Origin of the sequence: Serratia sp. 22278 (assembly GCF_052045405.1) — a bacterium.
GTDB lineage: Bacteria > Pseudomonadota > Gammaproteobacteria > Enterobacterales > Enterobacteriaceae > Serratia > Serratia marcescens.
This window is the reverse complement of the sequence record NZ_JBQEOW010000005.1, coordinates 220,470-244,392: the sequence shown is the minus strand read 5'-3', so window position 1 is coordinate 244,392 and position 23,923 is coordinate 220,470. Positions and strand designations below refer to the sequence as shown.

At 59.7% G+C, this 23,923-nt stretch carries 23 protein-coding genes; 10 read left to right on the top strand and 13 right to left on the bottom strand.

The window, feature by feature from the left end:
• Positions 1-8 precede the first annotated feature (8 nt).
• From gluQRS to folK, 3 genes are all read left to right on the top strand, one after another.
• Complete coding sequence (gene gluQRS, locus ACTJJ6_RS12790; protein WP_004937564.1) at positions 9-920, top strand: tRNA glutamyl-Q(34) synthetase GluQRS; 912 nt, start codon at positions 9-11, stop codon at positions 918-920.
• A gap of 61 nt (positions 921-981) precedes the next feature.
• Positions 982-2,529, top strand: coding sequence for a polynucleotide adenylyltransferase PcnB (gene pcnB / locus ACTJJ6_RS12785; RefSeq protein ID WP_071591451.1), 1,548 nt, complete (start codon positions 982-984; stop codon positions 2,527-2,529).
• Positions 2,529-3,029, top strand: coding sequence for a 2-amino-4-hydroxy-6-hydroxymethyldihydropteridine diphosphokinase (folK, locus tag ACTJJ6_RS12780; protein ID WP_440803586.1), 501 nt, complete (start codon positions 2,529-2,531; stop codon positions 3,027-3,029). Before pcnB ends, folK begins: the two co-directional genes overlap by 1 nt.
• Before the next feature lie 5 nt (positions 3,030-3,034).
• Here the strand turns inward: folK and qseC are convergent, their stop codons facing one another.
• Complete coding sequence (gene qseC / locus ACTJJ6_RS12775) at positions 3,035-4,393, bottom strand: quorum sensing histidine kinase QseC (protein WP_079450230.1); 1,359 nt, start codon at positions 4,391-4,393, stop codon at positions 3,035-3,037.
• Entirely contained in the window at positions 4,390-5,052 is a 663-nt protein-coding gene (gene qseB / locus ACTJJ6_RS12770; RefSeq protein WP_016930062.1) for a quorum sensing response regulator transcription factor QseB, read from the bottom strand. Before qseB ends, qseC begins: the two co-directional genes overlap by 4 nt.
• Positions 5,053-5,217: 165 nt before the next feature.
• On the opposite strand from qseB, the gene panB reads away from it, so the two are divergent.
• From panB to panD, 3 genes are all read left to right on the top strand, one after another.
• Positions 5,218-6,012: a 3-methyl-2-oxobutanoate hydroxymethyltransferase gene (panB, locus tag ACTJJ6_RS12765; protein WP_004937548.1), complete on the top strand. Its 795-nt coding sequence runs from the start codon at positions 5,218-5,220 to the stop codon at positions 6,010-6,012.
• Positions 6,013-6,035: 23 nt separating this feature from the next.
• Positions 6,036-6,890 (top strand): pantoate--beta-alanine ligase, encoded by an 855-nt coding sequence (gene panC, locus ACTJJ6_RS12760; protein WP_016930063.1) that lies wholly within the window; start codon positions 6,036-6,038, stop codon positions 6,888-6,890.
• Between the two features lie 145 nt (positions 6,891-7,035).
• On the top strand, positions 7,036-7,416 hold the full coding sequence (gene panD / locus ACTJJ6_RS12755) for an aspartate 1-decarboxylase (RefSeq protein ID WP_004937544.1): 381 nt from the start codon (positions 7,036-7,038) through the stop codon (positions 7,414-7,416).
• A gap of 34 nt (positions 7,417-7,450) precedes the next feature.
• Here the strand turns inward: panD and ACTJJ6_RS12750 are convergent, their stop codons facing one another.
• From ACTJJ6_RS12750 to ACTJJ6_RS12740, 3 genes are all read right to left on the bottom strand, one after another.
• Complete coding sequence (locus ACTJJ6_RS12750; protein WP_440803591.1) at positions 7,451-8,731, bottom strand: polysaccharide deacetylase family protein; 1,281 nt, start codon at positions 8,729-8,731, stop codon at positions 7,451-7,453.
• 177 nt (positions 8,732-8,908) lie between these two features.
• On the bottom strand, positions 8,909-9,679 hold the full coding sequence (locus ACTJJ6_RS12745; protein ID WP_004937535.1) for an ABC transporter permease: 771 nt from the start codon (positions 9,677-9,679) through the stop codon (positions 8,909-8,911).
• Positions 9,676-10,599 (bottom strand): ABC transporter ATP-binding protein, encoded by a 924-nt coding sequence (locus ACTJJ6_RS12740; RefSeq protein WP_015379030.1) that lies wholly within the window; start codon positions 10,597-10,599, stop codon positions 9,676-9,678. The genes ACTJJ6_RS12745 and ACTJJ6_RS12740 overlap by 4 nt, the downstream gene beginning before the upstream one ends.
• A 210-nt stretch (positions 10,600-10,809) precedes the next feature.
• Here ACTJJ6_RS12740 and can point away from each other — a divergent pair, with 210 nt between their 5' ends.
• Entirely contained in the window at positions 10,810-11,466 is a 657-nt protein-coding gene (gene can, locus ACTJJ6_RS12735) for a carbonate dehydratase (RefSeq protein WP_016930066.1), read from the top strand.
• 38 nt (positions 11,467-11,504) lie between these two features.
• On the opposite strand, the gene hpt is transcribed toward can, so the two are convergent.
• From hpt to cueO, 4 genes are all read right to left on the bottom strand, one after another.
• Positions 11,505-12,041, bottom strand: coding sequence for a hypoxanthine phosphoribosyltransferase (gene hpt / locus ACTJJ6_RS12730; protein ID WP_004937527.1), 537 nt, complete (start codon positions 12,039-12,041; stop codon positions 11,505-11,507).
• A 90-nt stretch (positions 12,042-12,131) separates the two neighbouring features.
• Positions 12,132-12,407 (bottom strand): type II toxin-antitoxin system RelE/ParE family toxin, encoded by a 276-nt coding sequence (locus ACTJJ6_RS12725; RefSeq protein ID WP_049208401.1) that lies wholly within the window; start codon positions 12,405-12,407, stop codon positions 12,132-12,134.
• 5 nt (positions 12,408-12,412) lie between these two features.
• Complete coding sequence (gene relB, locus ACTJJ6_RS12720; protein ID WP_016930068.1) at positions 12,413-12,604, bottom strand: type II toxin-antitoxin system RelB family antitoxin; 192 nt, start codon at positions 12,602-12,604, stop codon at positions 12,413-12,415.
• 105 nt (positions 12,605-12,709) lie between these two features.
• Positions 12,710-14,353, bottom strand: a complete 1,644-nt coding sequence (cueO, locus tag ACTJJ6_RS12715) for a multicopper oxidase CueO (protein ID WP_049300404.1) — start codon at positions 14,351-14,353, stop codon at positions 12,710-12,712.
• A gap of 216 nt (positions 14,354-14,569) precedes the next feature.
• Between cueO and ACTJJ6_RS12710 the strand changes: the two genes are divergently transcribed.
• The 3 genes from ACTJJ6_RS12710 (at position 14,570) to speD (ending at position 16,728) form a co-directional block, all read left to right on the top strand.
• Positions 14,570-14,917 carry a YacC family pilotin-like protein gene (locus ACTJJ6_RS12710; protein WP_033634347.1) on the top strand — a complete coding sequence of 116 codons (348 nt, stop codon included), beginning with the start codon at positions 14,570-14,572 and terminating at the stop codon, positions 14,915-14,917.
• Between the two features lie 125 nt (positions 14,918-15,042).
• Complete coding sequence (gene speE / locus ACTJJ6_RS12705; protein ID WP_016930071.1) at positions 15,043-15,906, top strand: polyamine aminopropyltransferase; 864 nt, start codon at positions 15,043-15,045, stop codon at positions 15,904-15,906.
• A gap of 27 nt (positions 15,907-15,933) precedes the next feature.
• The gene (gene speD / locus ACTJJ6_RS12700) at positions 15,934-16,728 is read left to right on the top strand and encodes an adenosylmethionine decarboxylase (protein ID WP_004937510.1); all 795 of its coding nucleotides are present in this window, start codon (positions 15,934-15,936) and stop codon (positions 16,726-16,728) included.
• A 32-nt stretch (positions 16,729-16,760) separates the two neighbouring features.
• Here speD and yacL read toward each other — a convergent pair whose 3' ends face one another.
• The 4 genes from yacL to aceF all read right to left on the bottom strand — a co-directional run bounded on the left by yacL (position 16,761) and on the right by aceF (position 23,916).
• The gene (yacL, locus tag ACTJJ6_RS12695) at positions 16,761-17,123 is read right to left on the bottom strand and encodes a protein YacL (protein ID WP_016930072.1); all 363 of its coding nucleotides are present in this window, start codon (positions 17,121-17,123) and stop codon (positions 16,761-16,763) included.
• Between the two features lie 139 nt (positions 17,124-17,262).
• A complete protein-coding gene (gene acnB / locus ACTJJ6_RS12690; protein WP_004937504.1) occupies positions 17,263-19,860 on the bottom strand; it encodes a bifunctional aconitate hydratase 2/2-methylisocitrate dehydratase in 2,598 nt (865 codons plus the stop codon).
• 514 nt (positions 19,861-20,374) lie between these two features.
• Positions 20,375-21,799: a dihydrolipoyl dehydrogenase gene (gene lpdA / locus ACTJJ6_RS12685; protein ID WP_004937500.1), complete on the bottom strand. Its 1,425-nt coding sequence runs from the start codon at positions 21,797-21,799 to the stop codon at positions 20,375-20,377.
• 233 nt (positions 21,800-22,032) lie between these two features.
• Positions 22,033-23,916 carry a pyruvate dehydrogenase complex dihydrolipoyllysine-residue acetyltransferase gene (aceF, locus tag ACTJJ6_RS12680; RefSeq protein ID WP_004937497.1) on the bottom strand — a complete coding sequence of 628 codons (1,884 nt, stop codon included), beginning with the start codon at positions 23,914-23,916 and terminating at the stop codon, positions 22,033-22,035.
• Positions 23,917-23,923: the final 7 nt, after the last annotated feature.

Genomic DNA, 23,923 nt, shown 5'->3' with positions numbered 1-23,923 from the left:
CCTCTGATATGCAAGAAAGTCATTATGTGGGGCGCTTTGCCCCATCGCCTTCCGGGGATCTGCATTTCGGTTCGCTGATTGCCGCTCTGGGAAGCTACCTTCAGGCTCGCGCCCAACGCGGGCAGTGGCTGGTTCGCATCGAAGATATCGACCCGCCGCGTGAAGTCCCCGGCGCCGCCGCTCGCATCCTGTCCGCGCTGGAACATTATGGTCTCCACTGGGACGGCCAGGTCATCTATCAATCCCAACGTCACGACGCCTATCGCGCCGCGCTGGATCTGTTGCAGCGCCAGGGGCTCAGCTATTACTGCACCTGCACCCGCAGCCGCATCCAGCACATCGGCGGATTGTACGACGGCCACTGCCGCGATTTGCAGCTCGGCCCGCAGGGTGCCGCTATCCGCTTGCGTCAGACCGCCCCCGTTTACCGGTTCCACGATCGCCTGCAGGGAGAATTGCACGCCGATCCGGCGCTGGCGGGGGAAGACTTTATCATTCGCCGCCGCGATGGGCTGTTCGCCTACAACCTGGCGGTGGTGATCGACGACCATTTTCAGGGCGTGACCGAGATTGTCCGCGGCGCCGATCTGATCGAACCGACGGTGCGCCAAATTGCCCTCTACCGCCAGCTGCAGGCGCCGGTGCCCGCCTATGTGCATCTGCCGCTGGCTCTGGGCGCCAACGGCATCAAGCTGTCGAAGCAAAATCATGCGCCGGCGTTGCCCGCAGGCGATCCGCGCCCGGTGCTGATCGCCGCGCTGAAATTTCTGCGCCAACCGCTGCCGGAAAGCTGGCAAGATCTTGACCTGCCATTATTATTGAGCTGGGCGATCGAACACTGGCGGTTGGAAAACGTGCCGCGTCAGGAGGCTATCCCTCTGGATGAAAACACGCCGGCATTCTCAAAGGAGCCATGGTGAGCTATGATTAGCCGCTATTTTTTGTTAGCTCCATTTTTATCAGTCACTATCGAGGTGTACCATTTTTACCCGAGTAGCCAACTTCTGTCGTAAGGTACTGACCCGCGATGACAAGCTGCCCCGCGACGACGCGGCGGCCGGCGATAAAAACGTAGTCCGCGAAGAGCGTGCCGCGGCGCCAAGCCGCCCTGCGCCGCAGCCGCGCGCCGCCGATAACGGCAGCAACGCCCCTGCCCGCCGCTCAACGCCGCGCAAGCGTCCGCCTTTTCCTATCGCCGAGAGCAACGACTCGATGACCGTGATCCCGCGCGAACAGCACTCGATCTCCCGTAAAGACATCAGCGAAAATGCGCTGAAAGTGCTTTATCGCCTGAACAAGTCCGGCTACGAGGCTTATCTGGTCGGCGGCGGGGTGCGCGATCTGTTGCTCGGCAAAAAGCCGAAAGACTTCGACATCACCACCAACGCCACGCCGGAACAAGTGCGCAAACTGTTCCGCAACTGCCGCCTGGTCGGCCGCCGCTTCCGTCTGGCGCACGTGATGTTTGGGCCGGAGATCATCGAAGTGGCCACCTTCCGCGGTCACCACGAACAGAATCAGGAATCCGACAAGAATTCCTCCCAGCAGGCGCAAAACGGCATGCTGCTGCGCGACAACATCTTCGGTTCGATCGAGGAAGACGCCCAGCGCCGTGATTTCACCATCAACAGCCTGTACTACGGCGTGGCGGATTTCACCCTGCGCGATTACGTCGGCGGCCTGAACGATCTGAAACAAGGCGTGATCCGCCTGATCGGCGATCCGGAAACCCGCTACCGCGAAGATCCGGTGCGCATGCTGCGCGCGGTGCGCTTCGCCGCCAAGCTGGACATGCGCATCAGCGAAGAGACCGCCGAGCCGATCCCGCGCCTGGCCTCGCTGCTGCATGAGATCCCGCCGGCGCGTCTGTTCGAAGAATCCCTCAAGCTGCTGCAGGCGGGTTACGGTTTCCAAACCTACCTGAAGCTGTGCGAATATCAGCTGTTCCAACCGCTGTTCCCGCTGATCGCCCGCAACTTCACGCCGAACCACGATACGCCGATGGAGCGCATTCTGGTGCAGGTGCTGAAGAACACCGATCATCGTCTGCAGAACGACATGCGCGTCAACCCGGCGTTCCTGTTCGCCGCCATGCTGTGGTACCCGCTGCTGGAGCACGCGCAGAAGCTGGCGCAGGAAAGCGGCCTGGCCTACTACGACGCCTTCGCGCTGGCGATGAACGATGTGCTCGACGAGCAGTGCCGCTCGTTGGCGATCCCGAAACGCATCACCACGCTGGTGCGCGATATCTGGCAGCTGCAGCTGCGCCTGTCCCGCCGCCAGGGCAAACGCGCACACAAACTGATGGAGCATCCGAAATTCCGCGCCGCCTATGACCTGCTGGCGCTGCGTGCGGAAGTGGAAGACAATCAGGAAATGTTGCGTCTGGCCGAGTGGTGGGGCGAGTTCCAGGACGCCACGCCGGCGCGGCAGAAAGCCATGCTGAGCACCCTGGGTGACGATCCGGCGCCGCGCCGCGCGCGCCAACGCCGCCCTCGCCGCCGGGCACCGCGTAAAGAAGGGGCATAATGATCCGCGTTTATATCGCGCTGGGCAGCAACCTGGCGCAGCCGCTGCAACAGGTTAACGCCGCGCTGGAGGCGCTGGAGCATCTCCCGCGCACCCGGCTGGTCACCTGTTCTTCGTTTTACCGCACCAAGCCGCTGGGGCCGCAAAACCAGCCGGACTTTCTCAACGCGGTGGTGGCGCTGGATACCCTGTTGCCGCCCGAACAGCTGCTCGACCATACCCAGGCGATAGAACGCAATCAGGGGCGCGTGCGCAAGGATGAGCGCTGGGGGCCGCGCACGCTCGATCTGGACATCATGCTGTACGGCGACAAGGTGATCCATACCGAGCGCCTGACGGTGCCGCATTACGGCCTGAAAGAGCGCGAATTCATGCTCTACCCGCTGGCGGAAATCGCCCCCGATCTGATTTTCCCCGATGGCGAACCGCTCGCCAGCTGCCTCAAGCGCGTGCCGGAAAACGGCATGGCGCTGTGGCATCAGCCAAAACTCAAGTCCTGACCCACCTACAGCGCCAACCGCGCTACAAATCCCCCCGCCGGGCGATTGGCGAAACTGACCTGCAAACCATGCAAGCCGGCGATACGCTGCACGATAGATAACCCCAGACCGCTGCCGGTTTGTTCCTGTCCCGGCGGGCGGTAGAAACGTTCTCCGAGCCGTGCCAGATGCTCCGTGGTGACACCCGGACCGTCGTCCGCCACCGTCAGCGAACGTTCGCTCAACGTCACGGTGACGACGCCGCCCTGCGGGGTATAGCGCACCGCGTTGTCCAGCAGATTGCGCAACAGCAACGACAGCAGCAAGGTTTCTCCCTGACTCGGCGGTGGCGTTCCCTGATGTTCATAGCGTAGCGTCACGCCCGCCGCATGGGCCTGCCGATCCTGCTCCGCCAGGGTCATCGTCACCAGATCGTTCCAGTCGACCGGCGCAAGTTCGGCCAGATCCGACAGCGAATCCAGCCGCGACAGCGTCAGCAGTTGATCCACCAGCCGGGTGGCGCGGTCGATGCCGAGCGTCAGATTGTCCAGCGCGTGCTCACGCATCGGCGCATCGTCCCCCGCCAGCTGCACCACTTCAGTCTGCACCCGCAGCGCCGCCAGCGGGCTGCGCAACTCGTGCGCAGCATCGGAGGTGAAGCGCCGCTCCCGCACCAGCAAAGCGTTGATGCGGGCGAACAGCGCATTGAGCGCATCCACCAGCGGGCGCACCTCGGTCGGCACCTGGCGCGCATCCAGCGGCGTGGCGTCATCGGGCGCGCGCCGGCGCAAACCGGCCGCCACCGCGCGCAGCGGCCGCAGCTCGCGCCCGACCATCAGCGCGATCAGCAACATCAGCACCGGCAGCGTCGCCAGCCAGGGCACCAGCTGGCCGGTCACCATGCCCAGCGCCATATCGCGCCGGTAATCCCACTCCTGCCCCACGACAATGCGATAGCGCCCGTCGGGGCTGGTCAACCATACCAGGCGCCAGCTGTCGTCATCGCCTTTGCGCTCACCGTCGGTAAAACCTTCACGCTCCCCGTCAAACAGGAAATCAGCACCGTTCTCGCCGTCGTTGAGCAGCATCTTGCCTTGGCGATCGAAGATGGCGAACGCCAGCGCGTCGTCGTCCTGCTCGCCGCGCTTGCCGTGATGCACCAGCTTCTTGGTTTTCGGCAGGCTGCGCGCGCTTTCATCGGCCAACAGATCGCCGAGGTTGGCGGTCGCCAGCCGTTTGGCGAACAGCATCTGTTGGGTGTCGAACACTTCATTGATGGTGTTGCGCGACATCACCCAGGCCACCACGCTGGCGGTGCTCCAGGTCAGCAGCGCCAACAGGCTGAAGATCAGGATCAGGCGCAGCCGCAGGCTGAGACGCTTCACGGTGCATCCCCCAGCGTGTAACCCACGCCGTGGATGGTGCGGATGAAGCCGTTGCCCAGCTTGCGCCGCAGGTGGTGAATATGCACCTCCACCGCGTTGCTGCTCACGTCGTCGTCCCAGTTGTACAGTTTCTCCTGAATCAACGGCCGCGCCAGCACCCGCCCCTTGTTGTGCAAAAACAGCTCCAGCACCGCCAATTCGCGTGGCGTCAGCGTCACCGGTTCGCCGTTGCAGCTCACGCTGCGGGTGGCGCTGTCGAACACTACGTTGCCGTGCGTCAGCTGCGGCATCAGTTGGCCGTGACGACGCCGGATCAGCGCCTGCAGGCGCGCCGCCACTTCGGCCAGCGCGAACGGCTTGCACAGATAATCGTCGGCGCCGCTTTGCAGCCCGCTGACCCGCTGCTCCAGCGCGTCGCGGGCGGTGAGGATCAGCACCGGCACGTCCTGCCCCGCCTGGCGCCACTGGCGCAGCAGATCCAGGCCGTCGAGGCCCGGCAGGCTGAGATCGAGGATCACCGCGTCATACGGTGCGCTGTCCAGCGCATTTTTGCCGACGGCGCCGTCGGTGAACCAGTCCAGGTTGAAGCCGAGTTTGGTCAGCCCGACCTTGATGCCGTCCCCGATCAATTTGTCATCTTCGATCAACAGAATTCGCATGAGTATCCCTTTTGAGTCTTGGCGCCATTGCACCACAAGGTTCTTAAGAACCGCTTAAGCATGGCGATCCGCGCTACCCACCCCGATCGGGTTACAGTAGAATGGCTGCACTTTTTTGCAGCCTGGGCCTGCGTAAGCCGCACGGCCCTTTCAGGAGACGTTGTGATGAAACCCACCACCGTGACCCATTTGCGCCAGTGGAAACAGGAGCAGCGCAAGTTTGCTACCCTTACCGCCTACGATGCCAGCTTTGCCAAACTGTTTGAAGAGCAAGGCATCAAAGTCCTGTTGGTGGGCGATTCGCTGGGCATGACGCTGCAGGGCCACGACTCCACGCTGCCGGTCACCGTCGCCGACGTGGCCTACCACACGCGCGCCGTGCGCCGCGGCGCGCCGGCCTGCCTGCTGCTGGCCGATCTGCCGTTCATGAGTTACGCCACCCCGGAACAGACCTTCGCCAACGCCGCCGAGCTGATGCGCGCCGGCGCCAACATGGTGAAACTGGAAGGCGGCAGCTGGCTGTGCGACACGGTGAAAATGCTCGCTGAACGCGCGGTACCGGTGTGCGGACACCTGGGCCTGACGCCGCAGTCGGTCAACGTGTTCGGCGGCTATAAGGTGCAAGGACGCGACGAACTGGCCGCCAAACAGCTGTTGCAGGACGCGCAGAATCTGGAACTGGCCGGCATTCAGCTGCTGGTGCTGGAATGCGTGCCGACCGAGCTGGCGCGCCAGATCACCGAAGCGCTGTCCATTCCGGTCATCGGCATCGGCGCCGGCAACGGCACCGACGGCCAGATCCTGGTGATGCATGACGCCTTCGGCATCACCGGCGGCCACACGCCGAAGTTCGCCAAGAACTTCCTGGCGCAGAGCGGCGATATCCGCACGGCGGTGCAGCATTACATTCAGGAAGTGGAGCAAGGCCTCTACCCGGCGGCTGAACACTCTTTTAACTAAGCGATGGTTCCAGGAGTCCCCCAATGATTATTATCGAAACCCTGCCGATGCTGCGTCAGCAGATCCGCCGCTGGCGCCAGGAAGGCAAACGCATCGCACTGGTGCCGACCATGGGCAACCTGCACGACGGCCACATGACGCTGGTCGATGAAGCGCGCGCCCGCGCCGACGTGGTGGTGGTGAGCATCTTCGTTAACCCGATGCAGTTCGATCGGCCGGACGATCTGGCGCGCTACCCGCGCACGCTGCAGGAAGACAGCGAGAAGCTGACTCGCCGCGGCGTCGATCTGGTGTTTGCGCCGGCCCCGGCCGCGGTTTATCCGCAGGGCCTGGAGCAGCAGACCTACGTCGATGTGCCGGGCATCTCCACCATCCTGGAAGGCGCAAGCCGTCCGGGCCACTTCCGCGGCGTTTCCACCATCGTCAGCAAGCTGTTCAACCTGGTGCAGCCTGATTTGGCCTGTTTCGGCGAGAAGGATTACCAACAGCTGGCGCTGATCCGCAAAATGGTGGCGGACATGGGTTACGACATCGATATCGTCGGCGTGCCGACCGTGCGCGCCAAAGACGGCCTGGCCCTCAGCTCGCGCAACGGTTACCTGACCGCCGAAGAGCGCAAGGTTGCGCCGCAGCTGAGCAAAATCATGAACGCGCTGGCGCAACAGTTGGCCAATGGCGAGCGCCAGGTCGAAGCGCTGCTAGAGCAGACCGCCGAGCAGCTGCGCGCCGCCGGCTTTACGCCGGATGAGCTGTTTATTCGCGACGCCGACAGCCTGCAGCCGCTGACGGTGGACAGCCAGCGGGCGGTGGTGCTGATGGCCGCCTGGCTGGGCAAGGCGCGTCTTATCGACAACCAGCAGGTCGACCTGACGCTGTAAGCCGTTTTTTATACTGTCGTCACCCAGAAGACCTGACCATTGGTAGACAATGGCGGAGCAATCGGTGACGATAGAGATTGCAGGGATGCAGGAGAGATGTTCAACCCCAGCGCCTGTGAAGGCCGATATTCAGTTAGGTAAAGCTATGATACGTACTATGCTGCAAGGCAAGCTGCATCGCGTCAAAGTCACTCAGGCTGACTTGCACTATGAAGGCTCCTGCGCCATCGACCAGGATTTCCTGGAGGCCGCCGGCATTCTGGAATATGAAGCGATCGATATTTACAACGTGGATAACGGCCAGCGCTTCTCCACCTACGCCATCGCCGCCGAGCGCGGTTCGCGCATCATTTCGGTCAACGGCGCCGCCGCGCGCTGCGCCTGCGTCGGCGACAAACTGATCATCTGCTCCTATGTGCAAATGACCGACGCCGACGCCCGCCAACACCACCCGAAAGTCGCCTATTTCGAAGGTGACAACAACCTGCAGCGCAAGGCGAAAGCCGTGCCGGTTCAGGTCGCCTGACAATAAAACGGGCGCCTTGCGCGCCCGTTCTTCCTTATTGCACCACCACCGTGCCCGGCTTGTTGGCTATCCGATCCGCCATGGTCTGGATCGAGTCGGTGCGCAGAATATACAGCCGCTTCAGCGTATAGGGGTTATCCCCCGGCTTTACCTTGCCCTGCACCGTGGTCACCGCCAGATGGAAACCGGCGTCCTGCGCCGCCTGAATCGCCCGATGGTTATAGCCGCCGAACGGGTAGGACAGATACAGCACGTGCGGATTGAACTGCGACAGCGCGCGGCGCGAGCGCTCAAAATCGAACTCGATATTGTGCAGCGAACGGCTCAGCAAAATCGGCTGGCGATTGCCGTCGGTGCGGTGCAGGAAATGGGTATGCGACTGCACGTCGAACACGTCCTGAATCTGCTTGAGCTCCGAGACGCTCATAAACTGCAGCGAGTCCGGGTTCCATTTCTGCGGGTGGCGTTTGATGCGCGAAGAGATGATGAACGCCGTGGCGCGGAAACCGTAATCCTTCAGCACCGGATAAGCGTAGCGATACACCGATTTCAGGCCGTCGTCAAAAGTCAGCACGATCGCCTTGCCCGGCAGGTTGATCTGATTTTTCAGGTAGGCTTCCAGCTGGTACAGCGAAATGGTGTCGTAACCCGCCTGCTTCAGGTAGGTCATCTGGTTGCTGAACGCCACGTCTGAAGTGGTGGTCGAGGTGTGGCGGAAGCGTTTGTTCTCTTCGTTTTTCAGCAGGTGGTGGTAAGTCAGCACCGGTATGCCGTTATCGATCTCGCAGTCCAACTCATTAATGAACCCCAGCCGCTCGCCGATGTTGACCTCGTACCAGGTGTTGTTCAGGCGATCCTTCAGCTTGCCGATGATCGGATAGCGCAGGTTGCCTTCCAGCGTGCCCAAGACCTCGCTGTCCTTGTCCGCTGCGGTGTATACGTCGATCGTTTTTTGCGTGATCAGATTCTGGTTGGTCAGCGGTTTGTTCAGCTCGCCCAGATCGTCTTGCACCTTGCGCGACTTCTTCAATTCACGCACGTCGTCTTTATCGATAAAGCCGGTACCATGCCCAAATTTGAATTCGTAGTATTCCGCATCCGCCGGGAAGACTTGGATCAGTTGCCCGCGCTTCACCTCCCCTACCGGGATCACATGCTCGCCCACCAACGCATAGACTTCGCTATCGCGCTGCGCTTCCATGTATTCAGATTTAACCGCGCTGTCTTCCGACAGCAAACTAGCCAGGCTCACAGGGGAAACCAACGACATCAGAATGCCGAGCAACCCAGCCGTTAACGTGTATTGAGACCGCATGATGATGTTCTGCTTACGAGTGCGTAATGACAAAAGTGGAGGAAATGTGGAGCGCCAGCATAGCACGATTTGAACAGCGGGGAACTAGCGGTTATTTGAGCAATTCTATTGATTTACGCGCCGCCTGCGCCAAATCAAGAAAAGCGCCCCCGCCGGGAAAGCGAGGGCGCGATACGATCAGCTGCGCAGGCCGCGGCCGCGCTCGATCAGGTACCAGGACAGCAGGTAAAACACCGCGATAAATGCCACCAGCACCGCCATGGTGAACGCCAGCGGCACATCGTTGATGCCGAGGAAACCGTAGCGGAAGCCGCTGATCATATAAACGATGGGGTTCAGCTTGGACACCGCCTGCCAGAATGGCGGCAGCAGCGACAGCGAGTAGAACACCCCGCCCAGGTAAGTCAGCGGCGTCAGCACGAAGGTCGGGATCAGGCTGATGTCGTCGAAAGTGGTGGCGAACACCGCATTGATCAGCCCCGCCAGCGAGAACAGGATCGCCGTCAGCAGCAGCGTCAGCGCAATCACCCACCAGGCGTGCACCTGCAGCGGCACGAAGAACAGCGAGATGATGGTCACCAGCACGCCGACGCAGATGCCGCGCGCCACGCCGCCGCCGACATAGCCGGCGATCACCACGTGGGTCGGCACCGGCGCCACCAGCAGTTCCTCAATGTTGCGCTGAAACTTGGCGCTGAAGAATGACGAGGCGACGTTGGCATAGGAGTTGGTGATCACCGCCATCATGATAAGGCCGGGCACGATGAACTGCATGTAGCTGAAGCCGTGCATATCGCCGATGCGCGAGCCGATCAGGTTACCGAAGATGATGAAGTACAGCGTCATGGTGATCACCGGCGGCACCAGGGTCTGGATCCAGATGCGCGCGAACCGGTTTACCTCTTTGGCCCAGATGCTTTGTAAGGCCACCCAATACAAACGCGTCATGCTTTCTCTCCATTGCCGTTAACCAGGGTGACAAACAGCTCTTCCAGGCGGTTCGCCTTATTGCGCATGCTCAGCACCTGCACGCCCTGCGCGCTCAGCTGGGCGAACAGGCCGTTCAGCCCTTGCTCGCGCATCACCTCCACTTCCAGCGTCGAGGTATCCGTCAGGCGGCTGTGGTAACCGTCCAGCTTCGGCAGCGGGCTCTTCGCCGCCAGATCGAGGATGAAGGTTTCCGACTTCAGCTTGGCCAGCAGCCCCTTCATCGAGGTGTTTTCCACCAGTTCCCCGTTCTGGATGATGCCGATGTTGCGGCACAGCATCTCCGCCTCTTCCAGATAGTGGGTGGTGAGGATAATGGTGGTGCCCTGGGCGTTCAACTCTTTCAGGAAGCCCCACATCGAGCGACGCAGCTCAATATCCACCCCGGCGGTCGGCTCATCGAGAATCAGCAGCTTCGGCTGATGCATCAACGCGCGGGCGATCATCAGGCGGCGCTTCATGCCGCCGGACAGCATGCGGGCGCGCTCGTTGCGCTTGCCCCACAGATCCAGCTGATTGAGGTATTTTTCGGCGCGCGCCATCGCTTCACGCCGCGTGACGCCGTAGTAACCCGCCTGGTTCACCACGATCTGCAACACGGTCTCGAACGGGTTGAAGTTGAACTCCTGCGGCACCAGGCCGAGCTGGCGCTTGGCGTTGACGATGTCTTTATCGATGTCGTAACCGAACACCCGCACGCTGCCGGCGGTTTTGTTCACCAGCGAGCTGATGATGCCGATGGTGGTGGACTTTCCGGCGCCGTTTGGCCCCAGCAGGGCATAAAAGTCCCCCGCTTCGACGCTCAGGTCGATGCCGCGCAGCGCCTTGACGCCACCGGCGTAAGTCTTGGTCAGCTGCGCTAATTCCAGTGCATAATTCATATGTAAAATAGTACCTTATAACGATGAGTATGCCGCCGCGCCCCTGTTTGCGAGGCTTGAAACACTAACAATAATCCTAGCATCGACGGCGTTTTCACTGCGTCGAATCCGTGCGGTAAATGAGGCTGCACCACTGTTCCGATTTCCAAATTGTGACGCTTACCCTATATTACCCCAACGCAATCTGTCCGTTACGGGTCAATCACCTTCATGAAAGAAATCGAAGAGCTTATCGCCAACAACCAGGCCTGGTCGGCCAATATCAGTCAGGAAGACCCGGAATTTTTTGAACGTTTAGCCCAGGCGCAAAAGCCCCGCTTCTTATGGATTGGTTGCTCTGACAGCCGCGTTCCCGCAGAACGCCTGACCGGCCTCGAGCCGGGTGAACTGTTCGTCCATCGCAACGTGGCGAACCTCGTGATCCACACCGATCTTAACTGCCTGTCGGTGGTGCAGTATGCGGTAGATGTGCTGGAAGTCGAACACATCATCATCTGCGGCCACCTGGGCTGCGGCGGCGTGCAGGCGGCGGTGGAAAACCCTGAGCTGGGATTGATCGACAACTGGCTGCTGCACATTCGCGATCTGTGGTACAAGCACAGCTCGCTGCTGGGCGAGCTGCCGCCGGAACAGCGTTTCGACATGCTGTGCGAGATCAACGTCATTGAACAGGTGTACAACCTGGGCCACTCCACCATCATGCAGTCCGCCTGGAAGCGCGGCCAGAAGGTGATGATCCACGGTTGGGTGTACGGCATTCAGGACGGCCGTCTGCGCGATATGGAAGTGCTGGCGACCAGCCGCGAGAGCCTGGAGATGGGCTACCGCAAAGCGATAGCCAAACTGAAGCAGGATAAAGGCGTATAACCCCGCCGCGGGCGCGGCTTGCCGCGCCCCACATCCAATTACTCGTCCAGCAGCACCACTTTGCCGACGTACGGCAGGTGACGGTAGCGCTGAGCGTAGTCGATGCCATACCCCACCACGAACTCATCCGGGATCGAGAAGCCGACATATTCGACCGGCACCTGCACTTCACGGCGCTCAGGTTTGTCCAGCAAGGTGCAAATCGCCAGCGACTTCGGCCCGCGCAGCGCCAAAATCTCGCGCACTTTGTTCAGCGTGTTGCCGGAATCGATGATGTCTTCCACGATCAGCACGTCTTTGCCGCGAATGTCTTCGTCCAGATCCTTGAGGATCTTCACGTCGCGGGTGGTGGACATGCCGCTGCCGTAGCTGGAGGCGGTCATAAAGTCGACTTCGTGCGGCACCTCGATCGCGCGGCAGAGATCGGCCATGAACATGAAGGAGCCGCGCAGCAGCCCGACCAGCACCATGTCGCTGCCGCTGTCGCGGTAATGTTCGGTGATCTGGCGGCCAAGTTCGGCGATACGGGTCTTAACTTCCTGCTCGGAAATCATTACGTCTACAGTGTGTTTCATAGTATTCAGGTCAGTTGCCGGAAGAAAGGCGCAGAGTTTAGCATAGGCCGTTACGACTTGCCTCTCTCCCGGACAGGGGAGTTTTCTTTATTAAGGGTATTCCTGACGAGCGTGCAGGACACTCACTATTTCAATATGTGCAGCCAGCACGCGGTAAACCACAATGTAATTAGGATGAACAACCATTTCACGAGTCCCGTTCACCCTGCCTGGCCGGAATAGATAAGGATGTTCCGCTAACGGGATAACCGACTCTTCAATGCGTTGTAACAAAGCCTCAGCGGCAAGTGGATTTCGCTCAGCGATAAAAGCCAGCAGCGTATATAAACCCGTTTTTGCTTCGTCAGTCCATTTGACGGTTAACATAAGGGTCAGGCCGATTTTCTTTTGGCTTTCGCCTGCTCGATAATGTGACGAGCGCCGGCCATGACTTCGTCATGGGGGATACGGGAGGAGTCGCTATTGATGGAAGATTCCACAGTGCTTCTGAACCAACGATCGTAGCTATCAGCCTGCTCTTGAGTCTCAAACTCAGAAACGATGGGATCCAATTTTGTCGGCATGACGCACTCCTCAAAAGCTGATATTTTAATCAGTATAACGGCTTCCTTTCATTGAACCAAGCGGTGGCGACGCGAGCGCACCGCCACCTGAGCGATGAACCGCGATCATTCGTCGACGGTAAAGCCCATCATCATGCCGGTATCTTCGTGTTCCAACAGGTGGCAGTGGGCCATATACGCATGTTCGCTGCTTGCCGGATGATCGAAGCGTACCAGCACTTCGCTGCGCCACCCTTCGACGCGCACCGTGTCCTTCCAACCGCTGCGATGCGCCGCCGGCGGTTTGCCGTTTTCCGACAAGATACGGAACTGGGTGCCGTGAATGTGGAACGGGTGCAACATCATGTCGCCCTCACCGGAAATGGTCCATTTCTCATACTGGCCTCGTTTGGCGGCGAACATCGGCTTGGTCATATCGAAGGCCTTGCCGTTGATCATGTTGCCGTGGCTGAAGTCGAACGGTTTGGCTTTGCTCTGCGCGCCGCCGTGATCCATCCCGGCCATCTTGCCATGATCCATGCCCTTCATGTTGCCGTGGTCCATGCCCTGCATGCCGCCCTTCTCCATGCCTTTCATGTCTCCAGCGCCCGTCGCGCCATGATTCATGCTCATGCCGGCCATCGCCTGGTGGCCATAGCGATCCATCAGCGCCTGCATGCCGAGCCTATCCAGCTGCGGATCCATCATCAGCTGCAGCCAACGCTCCTGGATGCCGGTGGTGGCAGGCAATGTCGGCAGCTTCACCAGGCTGTCCGGCATGGTTTTGATACCCTGCGCCAACGACGGCTGAATGCGCAGCACCGGCAGCGGTTGATCGAACGGCGCCAACGTCATGCCCATCTGCTTCACCGGCAGCGTCACGATATCAAACGCTTTCCCGTCGGAGGCATCGACCAGCACTTCAAAGCGTTCGCCCATCAGCATCGGCAGCTCGGTCAGCTTCACCGGCTCCGCCAGGAAACCGCCGTCGCTGGCGATAACATACAGCGGACGGTTGTCACTGGCCGCCAGATTCAACGAGCGGGCGTTGCAGCCGTTGAGAAAACGCAGACGCAACCAGCCGCGCGGCGCCAGATGTTGCGGATACTGCGCGCCATTGGTGAACATGCGATCGCCAAACCAGCCCACCGCCGCGCTCATCACGTCCAGGCGGTATTCGATCTGCGCGTCTTTATCCAGCCGCTTATCCTGCAGGATCACCGGAATATCATCCTGCCCCCAGGTTTTCGGCAGCGGCAGTTTGGCGCTTTCATCGTCTTCCAGCAGTACCAACCCCGCCAGCCCCATCATCACCTGGCTGCCGGTTTTACCGTGCGTGTGCGGGTGGAACCAGCAGGTGGCCGCCGGTTGATCGACGGTGAAATTCACCGTGCGCGTCGCGCCGGGGTGGATCAGCGCCTGCGGGCCGCCATCGACGTCGCCGGGAATTTCCAGCCCGTGCCAGTGGACGGTACTGGCCTCCGCCAGGCTGTTTTTGATATCGACCGTCACCGGCTGGCCACGCTGCAGCTTCACCGCCGGCCCGAGCAGCGCGCCGTTGAATCCCCAGGTTTTGGTGGCGGCGCCGGGCAACCAGCGGGTTTCCCCCGCCTGCAGCGCCAGCGCAATCTTTCCCTGCGCGCCCGGCGTCAACAGCGGCGGTACCGGCAGGGCCGGCCGATCGGCCGCCCAGGCCGCCCGGCTCCATAACGGCAATGCGCTCGCCGCGCCCAGCGCAGCGGTTAATTTAATAAAATCACGGCGTAACATCGCTGACTCCCTTTTCTCAGTGACATAACTCAATGCCGCCAGCCTAAACCTTCCCCCAGGCGGAAGGTCAAGCCTTTCCTGGCGGTATTTTAAGCTATGCCTCACAATCAGAGAGTGTGACTGACACACGCGACGCCGGCCCGGCAGCAATAAAATTTGGTGCCTTTACAGGCAAGTGTGGTAACGTCAACAGACGACAAACAGGCCTATTTCATGATGAAAAAAACAACGTTATCGATGCTGTTGCTGGCGATGCTGGGCTTCTCCAACGCCAGTCTGGCGCTGAATGAATCCGAGGCGGAAGATCTGGCCGATCTGACGGCGGTATTTATTTATTTGAAAAATGATTGCGGCTACAACGATTTGCCAAATGTGCAAATCAAACGCGCTATCGTCTATTTCGCACAACAAAACCGCTGGGATTTGAGCAACTACAACAGCTTTAACATGAAGGCGCTGGGCGAAGACAGCTATCGCGATCTCAGCGGCATCGCCATTCCAACGCCTAAGAAGTGCAAATCGCTGGCGCGCGACTCGTTGAGCCTGCTGGCCTACGCCAACTAATTCCGCCCCTCTCCCCCACCCGCCTTTCGCTCTCTCTGTCTGAAATTCAACCGTGCATCGCCAGACAGAGTTAGCTATGATGTTGCGCCGATTTTTCATGGCTGTTATTACGGAGTTTCCCGCACATGACCCAGAAAGAAATTTGGTACGAAACGCTGCATACGGGCTTCGGCCAGTACTTCTCGGTAGAGAAGGTGCTGTACCGCGAGAAGACCGATCATCAGGATCTGGTGATCTTCGAGAACCCGGTGCTGGGGCGCGTGATGGCGCTCGACGGCGTGGTGCAAACCACCGAGCGTGACGAGTTCATCTATCACGAAATGCTGACCCACGTGCCGCTGCTGGCGCATGGCCAGGCGAAGAAAGTGCTGATCATCGGCGGCGGCGACGGCGGCATGCTGCGCGAAGTCAGCCGGCACCCTGGCGTGGAGCAGATCACCATGGTCGAGATCGACGCCGGCGTCGTCGAGTTCTGCCGCCAATACCTGCCCAACCACAGCGCCGGCGCCTATGACGATCCGCGCTTCAAGTTGGTGATCGACGACGGCGTCAACTTCGTGAATCAAACCGACGAAACGTTCGATGTGATCATCTCCGACTGCACCGATCCGATCGGCCCCGGCGAAAGCCTGTTCACCTCGGCGTTTTATGAAGGCTGCGCCCGCTGCCTGAATGAGGGCGGCATTTTCGTTGCGCAGAACGGCGTCTGCTTCCTGCAACAGGACGAGGCGGTCAACAGCCACGCCAAACTGAGCCGCTACTTTAGCGACGTCAGCTTCTATCAGGCGGCGATCCCGACCTATTACGGCGGCATCATGACCTTTGCCTGGGCGAGCCAGAACCCGGCGCTGCGCCAGCGCGATCTGCCTACCCTGCAACAGCGCTTTAACCAAAGCGGCCTACACTGCCGTTATTACAACCCGGCAATTCACGTCGGCAGCTTTGCCCTGCCGCAATATTTGCTCAATGCCCTGAACGTAACACGTTAAGCGAGAAGATAAAGGAGGTGGCCCAAATTGCATAAGCTAAAACTGCACGGCTTCAACAACCTGACCAAGAGCCTGAGTTTTTGTATTTACGATATTTGTTACGCCAAAACCGCGGACGATCGCGATGGCTATATCGCCTACATAGACGAACAATATAACGCCAACCGGCTGACCGAGATCCTGAGCGAAACCTGCTCGATCATCGGCGCCAATATTCTGAACATCGCGCGTCAGGACTACGAGCCGCAGGGCGCCAGCGTCACCATCCTGGTCAGCGAAGAGCCGATCGATCCGAAAGACGTCGATACGTCGGAACACCCAGGCCCGCTGCCGAATACGGTCGTCGCGCACCTGGACAAAAGCCATATCTGCGTACACACCTACCCGGAAAGCCATCCGGAAGGCGGGCTGTGCACCTTTCGCGCCGATATCGAGGTCTCGACCTGCGGCGTCATTTCGCCCCTCAAGGCGCTGAACTATTTAATTCACCAGCTGGAATCCGACATCGTCACCATGGACTATCGCGTGCGCGGTTTTACCCGCGACGTGAACGGCGTGAAACATTACATCGATCATGAGATCAATTCGATCCAGAACTTTATGTCGGAAGACATCAAGGCGTTGTACCACATGATGGACGTGAACGTTTACCAGGAAAATATCTTCCATACCAAGATGTTGCTGAAGGATTTCGATCTGAAGCACTACCTGTTTAACGCGGAGCCGGAGGCGTTGAGCGCCGCCGAGCGCAAGCAGATCACCGATCTGTTATGGAAAGAGATGCAGGAAATCTATTACGGCCGCAATATTCCGCATCTGTGATGGAAAGGGCGCGGCACGCCGCGCCCTGATGCTTAGTACTTCAGCATGAAAGAACGATAGGCCTTCAACACCCGCAGGAAGTCCTCAACGCCGCAGAATGAGAGGCTTTCTTCATCGTAGTAGTTCATCCCCTCTTCCATTTCATCGCCCTCGAACTCCAGCTGATTGGCGCGGATCATCACTTCTTCACCGTCCATCAGCAGCGTATATTCATGGCCTTCCAGCTGCCATTGACGCTCGCTGCCTTTGACCTCGGCCGCACCGGCTTCAATCCGGTCCAGCAGGTTGAAATCGCCTTTAACTTCTTCATTGATCCAGTGGCCAATCGCTTCATGCCCCATCGAAAATCTGACGATCACCTGACCGGTGACGTCACGCAGAAATTCGTAATCCATAGCATGCCCTCCTGAGCCCTTTTTCTTAGTGTAAACATAAATGGCTGACTAACTCAGTGAGCGCTCGCAAAGTTGGCAACTGAGCAAAATAAAACGGGAGGCCAAGGCCTCCCGTTAAACAGTTGCGCAATATAGCGGCTTACACGGCGGTTTGGAAGATCACGCCGTCGGCTTTTTCGGTGTACTGGCCCAGCTGGTCAAAGTTCAGGTAGCGGTAGGTATCCGCCGCCGTCTTGTCGACCTGCGCCATATAGGTCTGGTACTCGTCCGGCGTCGGCAGGCGGCCCAGCAGGGACGCTACCGCGGCCAGTTCGGCAGACGCCAGATAGACGTTGGCGCCGGTGCCCAGACGGTTCGGGAAGTTACGGGTTGAGGTGGAAACCACCGTCGCGCCGTCCGCCACGCGCGCCTGGTTGCCCATGCACAGCGAGCAGCCCGGGATCTCGATACGCGCGCCGCTCTTGCCGAAGACGCTGTAGTAGCCTTCTTCGGTCAGCTGAGCCGCATCCATCTTGGTTGGCGGCGCCACCCACAGACGGGTCGGCAGCTGGCCCTTGTGCTGATCCAGCAGCTTGCCGGCCGCGCGGAAGTGGCCGATGTTGGTCATGCAAGAACCGATGAATACCTCATCGATTTTGCTGTTGGCCACGTCGGACAGCAGGCGCGCGTCGTCAGGATCGTTCGGCGCGCACAGGATCGGCTCTTTGATCTCGTTCAGATCGATGTCGATCACCGCCGCGTATTCCGCATCCGCATCGCCTTCCAGCAGTTGCGGATCCGCCAGCCATTTTTCCATGCCCTGAATACGGCGCTCCAGCGTACGGCGATCGCCGTAGCCTTCGGAGATCATCCACTTCAGCAGCACGATGTTGGAGTTCAGGTACTCTTCGATCGGCGCCTTGTCCAGCTTGATGGTACAACCGGCGGCGGAACGTTCGGCGGACGCATCGGTCAGCTCAAACGCCTGCTCGACCTTCAGGTCCGGCAGGCCTTCGATCTCCAGAATGCGGCCGGAGAAGATGTTTTTCTTGCCCTTCTTCTCGACGGTCAGCAGACCCTGCTGGATCGCGTAGTAAGGGATGGCGTGCACCAGATCGCGCAGGGTGATGCCCGGCTGCATTTTGCCTTTGAAGCGCACCAGCACCGACTCAGGCATATCCAGCGGCATCACGCCGGTCGCGGCGGCAAACGCCACCAGACCGGAACCGGCCGGGAAGGAGATGCCGATCGGGAAGCGGGTGTGGGAATCGCCGCCGGTGCCGACGGTGTCAGGCAGCAGCATGCGGTTCAGCCAGGAGTGGATCACGCCGTCGCCCGGACGCAGCGATACGCCGCCGCGGTTCATGATGAAGTCAGGCAGCGTGTGGTGCGTGGTCACGTCGACCGGTTTCGGGTACGCGGCGGTGTGGCAGAACGACTGCATGACCAGATCGGCGGAGAAGCCGAGGCAGGCCAGGTCTTTCAGCTCATCGCGGGTCATCGGGCCGGTGGTGTCCTGAGAGCCGACGGAGGTCATCTTCGGTTCGCAGTATTCGCCTGGGCGAATGCCGGCGACGCCGCAGGCGCGGCCGACCATTTTCTGCGCCAGCGAGAAGCCTTTGCTGCTGGCGGCTACCGGTTTGGCGATGCGGAACACGTCGCTGTGCGGCAGACCCAGCGCTTCGCGCGCCTTGGTGGTCAGGCCGCGGCCGATGATCAGCGGGATACGGCCGCCGGCGCGCACTTCATCCAGCAGCACGTCGGTTTTCAGCTCGAAGTTGGCGATCAGCGCGCCGGTTTCGTGGTTGCGCACTTCACCTTTGTACGGGTAAACGTCGATCACGTCGCCCATGTTCAGCTCGGACACGTCCACTTCGATCGGCAAGGCGCCGGCATCTTCCATGGTATTGAAGAAGATAGGCGCAATCTTGCCGCCCAGCACCACGCCGCCGCCACGTTTGTTCGGCACGTGCGGGATGTCGTCGCCCATGAACCACAGCACCGAGTTGGTGGCGGATTTACGGGAGGAACCGGTGCCGACCACGTCGCCGACGTAGGCCAGCGGGAAGCCTTTCTTGTTCAGCAGCTCGATCTGTTTGATCGGGCCGACGCTGCCAGGCTGATCCGGCACGATGCCTTCACGTTCGTTTTTCAGCATCGCCAGCGCGTGCAGCGGGATGTCCGGGCGCGACCAGGCGTCCGGCGCCGGAGAAAGGTCGTCGGTGTTGGTTTCGCCGGTCACTTTGAACACGGTGACGGTGATCTTTTCCGCCAGCTCCGGGCGCGACAGGTACCATTCGGCGTCAGCCCAGGACTGCATGATCTGCTTGGCGTGCGGGTTGCCGGCCTTGGCCTTCTCTTCCACGTCGTAGAAGTTGTCGAACATCAGCAGCGTGTGGGACAGCGCTTTGGCGGCGATCGGCGCCAGCTTCTCGTTGTCCAGCGCTTCGATCAGCGGATGAATGTTATAGCCGCCCTGCATGGTGCCTAACAATTCAATGGCTTTCTCGGGGGTAACCAGGGGGGATGTCGCTTCACCTTTGGCGATGGCCGCCAGGAAACCTGCTTTGACGTAGGCGGCTTCGTCGACGCCCGGTGGAACACGGTTAATCAGCAGGTCTAACAGGAATTCTTCTTCGCCTTTTGGCGGATTCTTCAGTAGTTCGACCAGCGCGGCCATTTGGGTGGCGTCTAGCGGCTTAGGGGCGATGCCCTCAGCAGCACGCTCGGCTACGTGCTTACGGTATTCTTCTAGCACGACGTTCTCCTCGCTCTCATTGTCATTTATTGTGCCTGGCGTATATGCAAACCGGGTTTATACCCTTTGGGTTTCACTCTGTGGCTAGGCGATCGGCCCGTAAAGGCCCCGAAACGGTGACTGGGGCAAACAAGCGCGGTCAAACAGCGTTACAGCATGAAAGACTGATGGGTAGAGCGCACGGCGATATTGATGCCATCTATCCTGACGGGGCACTGCTGTCGATGTCCTGGACTGTAAGGTACAGTGCCCGGTTCCGCTCAGCCAGCATATCAGGATTTGAAACGGTTGTTAATTCGTTCACATAAAAGCAACATTAAATCTTTGCTGAATCGTTGAGCGCAGCGTAATCGGCTGCCGGACAAACAGGGTATTATATCCACATAATTAAAACGGATATAAGCATGAGGATCGGAATTTGGCGCAGCGGCCACAAAAAACCGTTTTGTGCATCTGGGCAAAAAAAAACGGCCCCTTCTCAGGAGCCGCTTGTTAACCGGTCAAGCCAGCAGAATTACTTCTTCTTGGCTTTCGGGTTAGGCAGGTCGGTGATGCTGCCTTCGTAGATTTCCGCCGCCAGGCCCACGGATTCGTGCAGGGTCGGGTGAGCGTGGATGGTCAGCGCGATGTCTTCCGCGTCGCAGCCCATCTCGATGGCCAGACCGATTTCACCCAGCAGTTCGCCGCCGTTGGTGCCGACAATCGCGCCACCGATGATGCGGTGAGTTTCTTTGTCGAAGATCAGTTTGGTCATGCCGTCTGCACAGTCGGAAGCGATCGCACGGCCGGAAGCCGCCCACGGGAAGGTGGAGGTTTCGTAGCTGATGCCTTTCTCTTTCGCTTCTTTCTCGGTCAGACCCACCCACGCCACTTCCGGCTCGGTGTAAGCGATGGATGGGATCACTTTCGGATCGAAGTAGTGCTTCATGCCGGCGATAACTTCTGCGGCAACGTGGCCTTCGTGCACGCCTTTGTGCGCCAGCATCGGCTGCCCGACGATGTCGCCGATGGCGAAGATGTGCGGCACGTTGGTGCGCAGCTGTTTGTCGACGTTGATGAAGCCACGCTCGTCAACTTCCACACCGGCTTTGCCGGCATCCAGCAGTTTGCCGTTCGGCACGCGGCCGATCGCCACCAGCACCGCGTCGTAACGCTGTGGTTCTGCCGGCGCTTTTTTACCTTCCATCGTGACGTAGATGCCGTCTTCTTTGGCTTCTACCGCGGTCACTTTGGTTTCCAGCATCAGGTTGAACTGCTTGCTGATACGTTTGGTGAAGACTTTCACCACGTCTTTATCTGCCGCCGGGATAACCTGATCGAACATTTCAACGACGTCGATCTGTGAACCCAGCGCATGGTATACGGTGCCCATTTCCAGGCCGATGATGCCGCCGCCCATAACCAGCAGACGCTCTGGGACGGTTTTCAGCTCCAGCGCATCGGTGGAATCCCACACGCGTGGATCTTCATGAGGAATGAATGGCAGTTGGATCGGACGAGAGCCTGCAGCGATGATGGCGTTGTCGAAGTTGATGGTGGTTGGGCCGTTTTCGCCTTCCACAACCAGGGTGTTAGCGCCGGTGAACTTGCCCAGGCCGTTGACCACTTTCACTTTACGGCCTTTCGCCATGCCAGCCAGACCGCCGGTCAGCTGAGTGATGACTTTTTCTTTCCAGACGCGCACTTTGTCGATGTCGGTTTTCGGCTCGCCGAAAACGATGCCGTGTTCGGCCAGCGCTTTGGCTTCTTCGATCACTTTGGCAACGTGCAGCAGTGCTTTGGAAGGGATACATCCCACGTTCAGGCAAACCCCGCCCAGAGTGGAATAACGTTCAACCAGAACGGTTTCAAGACCTAAGTCAGCGCAACGAAAGGCTGCAGAGTAACCTGCCGGGCCCGCCCCAAGTACCACGACCTGAGTTTTAATTTCAGTACTCATCATGACCTCTTAATTGATTGTCCGGCGGGTCAGACGTCATTTTTATTGCTAATCGATCTCATAACGCCCTTCATCCACCGGGACGCTTACACCGCGAGCAGTTTACAGAATTGTTAATAATCTGCAAAGCGTGTTCGAGTGACCCGTGTCTCAACAATTTTGTCGAGTTATGCAAAATCCGACAAAACTGCTACAGAATCGTCAGGGGCGCAGCATGCTGCGCCCCTTTTGCATTACATCACCAGACGGCGAATGTCGGACAACATGTTGTTGATGATGGTGATGAAGCGCGCACCATCGGCACCGTCGATAACGCGGTGGTCGAAGGACAGCGACATCGGCATCATCAGGCGCGGCATGAACTCTTTACCGTTCCAGACCGGCTCCATCGCAGACTTGGAGACGCCCAGGATAGCCACTTCCGGCGCGTTGACGATCGGCGCGAAGTGAGTCGTCCCGATGCCGCCCAGGCTGGAGATGGTGAAGCAGCCGCCCTGCATCTCGCCCGCGGTCAGCTTGCCGTCGCGCGCTTTCTTGGAGATGGTCATCAGCTCGCGAGACAACTCGGTGATGCTCTTCTTGTTCACGTCCTTGAACACCGGAACCACCAGGCCGTTCGGGGTATCTACCGCCACGCCGATGTTGATGTATTTCTTCAGCGTCAGCTTCTGGCCATCTTCGGACAGCGAGCTGTTGAAGCGCGGCATCTGCTCCAGAGCGGCAGCGACGGCTTTCATGATGAACACGACAGGCGTGAACTTCACGTCCAGCTTGCGCTTGGCCGCTTCTTCGTTCTGCTGCTTGCGGAACGCTTCCAGATCGGTGATGTCGGTTTTGTCGAAGTGAGTCACGTGCGGGATCATCACCCAGTTGCGGCTCAGGTTCGCGCCAGAGATCTTCTGGATGCGGCCCATCTCGACTTCTTCGATCTCGCCGAACTTGCTGAAGTCCACTTTCGGCCATGGCAGCATGCCCGGCAGACCGCCGCCGGCAGCAGCCGGAGCCGCTTCAGCGCGTTTCACCGCGTCTTTCACGTAAGCCTGAACGTCTTCGCGCAGGATGCGGCCTTTACGACCGGTGCCTTTCACTTTCGCCAGGTTAACGCCGAATTCGCGCGCCAGACGACGAATGACCGGAGTCGCGTGCACGTAGGCCGCGTTCTCGGCGAACTCGCCTTTGTCTTCAGCTTTCGCAGCCGGCGCGGCGGCTTTAGCGGCGGCCGGCGCCGGCGCAGCGTCCGCTTTAGCGGCTGGAGCGGCGGCAGCGGCAGGCGCAGCGCCTTCCACTTCGAACACCATGATCAGGGAGCCGGTTTTCACTTTATCGCCGGTCGCGATCTTGATCTCTTTCACGGTGCCCGCGAACGGCGCAGGCACTTCCATGGAGGCCTTGTCGCCTTCCACGGTGATCAGAGACTGCTCGGCGGCAACCTTGTCGCCCACCTTGACCATCACCTCGGTCACTTCGACTTCGTCACCGCCGATGTCCGGCACGGCGACGTCTTTGGCCGCAGAGGCCGCAGGCGCTGCAGCGGCGGCCGGTGCTTCAGCCGCAGCCGGGGCCGCAGCGGAAGCGGCGCCAGCCACTTCGAACACCATGATCAGGGAACCGGTTTTCACTTTGTCGCCGGTCGCGATCTTGATCTCTTTCACGGTGCCCGCGAACGGCGCAGGGACTTCCATGGAAGCCTTGTCGCCTTCCACAGTGATCAGGGACTGCTCGGCTTCCACCTTGTCGCCCACTTTCACCAGGATCTCGGTCACTTCGACTTCGTCGGCGCCGATGTCCGGCACGGCAACGTCTTTGGCGGCAGCGGCAGCCGGGGCAGCTGCTGCTGCCGCCGGTTTTTCTTCCGCTTTCGCCGCCGGTGCAGCTTCCGCTGCGCCTGCCGCTTCGAAGATCATGATCAGTTTGCCGGTTTCGGTTTTATCGCCGACCGCCACTTTGATCTCTTTCACCACGCCCGCCTGCGGGGAGGGCACTTCCATGGAAGCCTTGTCGCCTTCCACGGTGATCAGCGATTGTTCCGCTTCAACTTTATCGCCGACCTTCACCAGAATCTCGGTGATTTCGACTTCATCTGCACCGATGTCCGGTACGTTGATTTCGATAGACATTATTCAG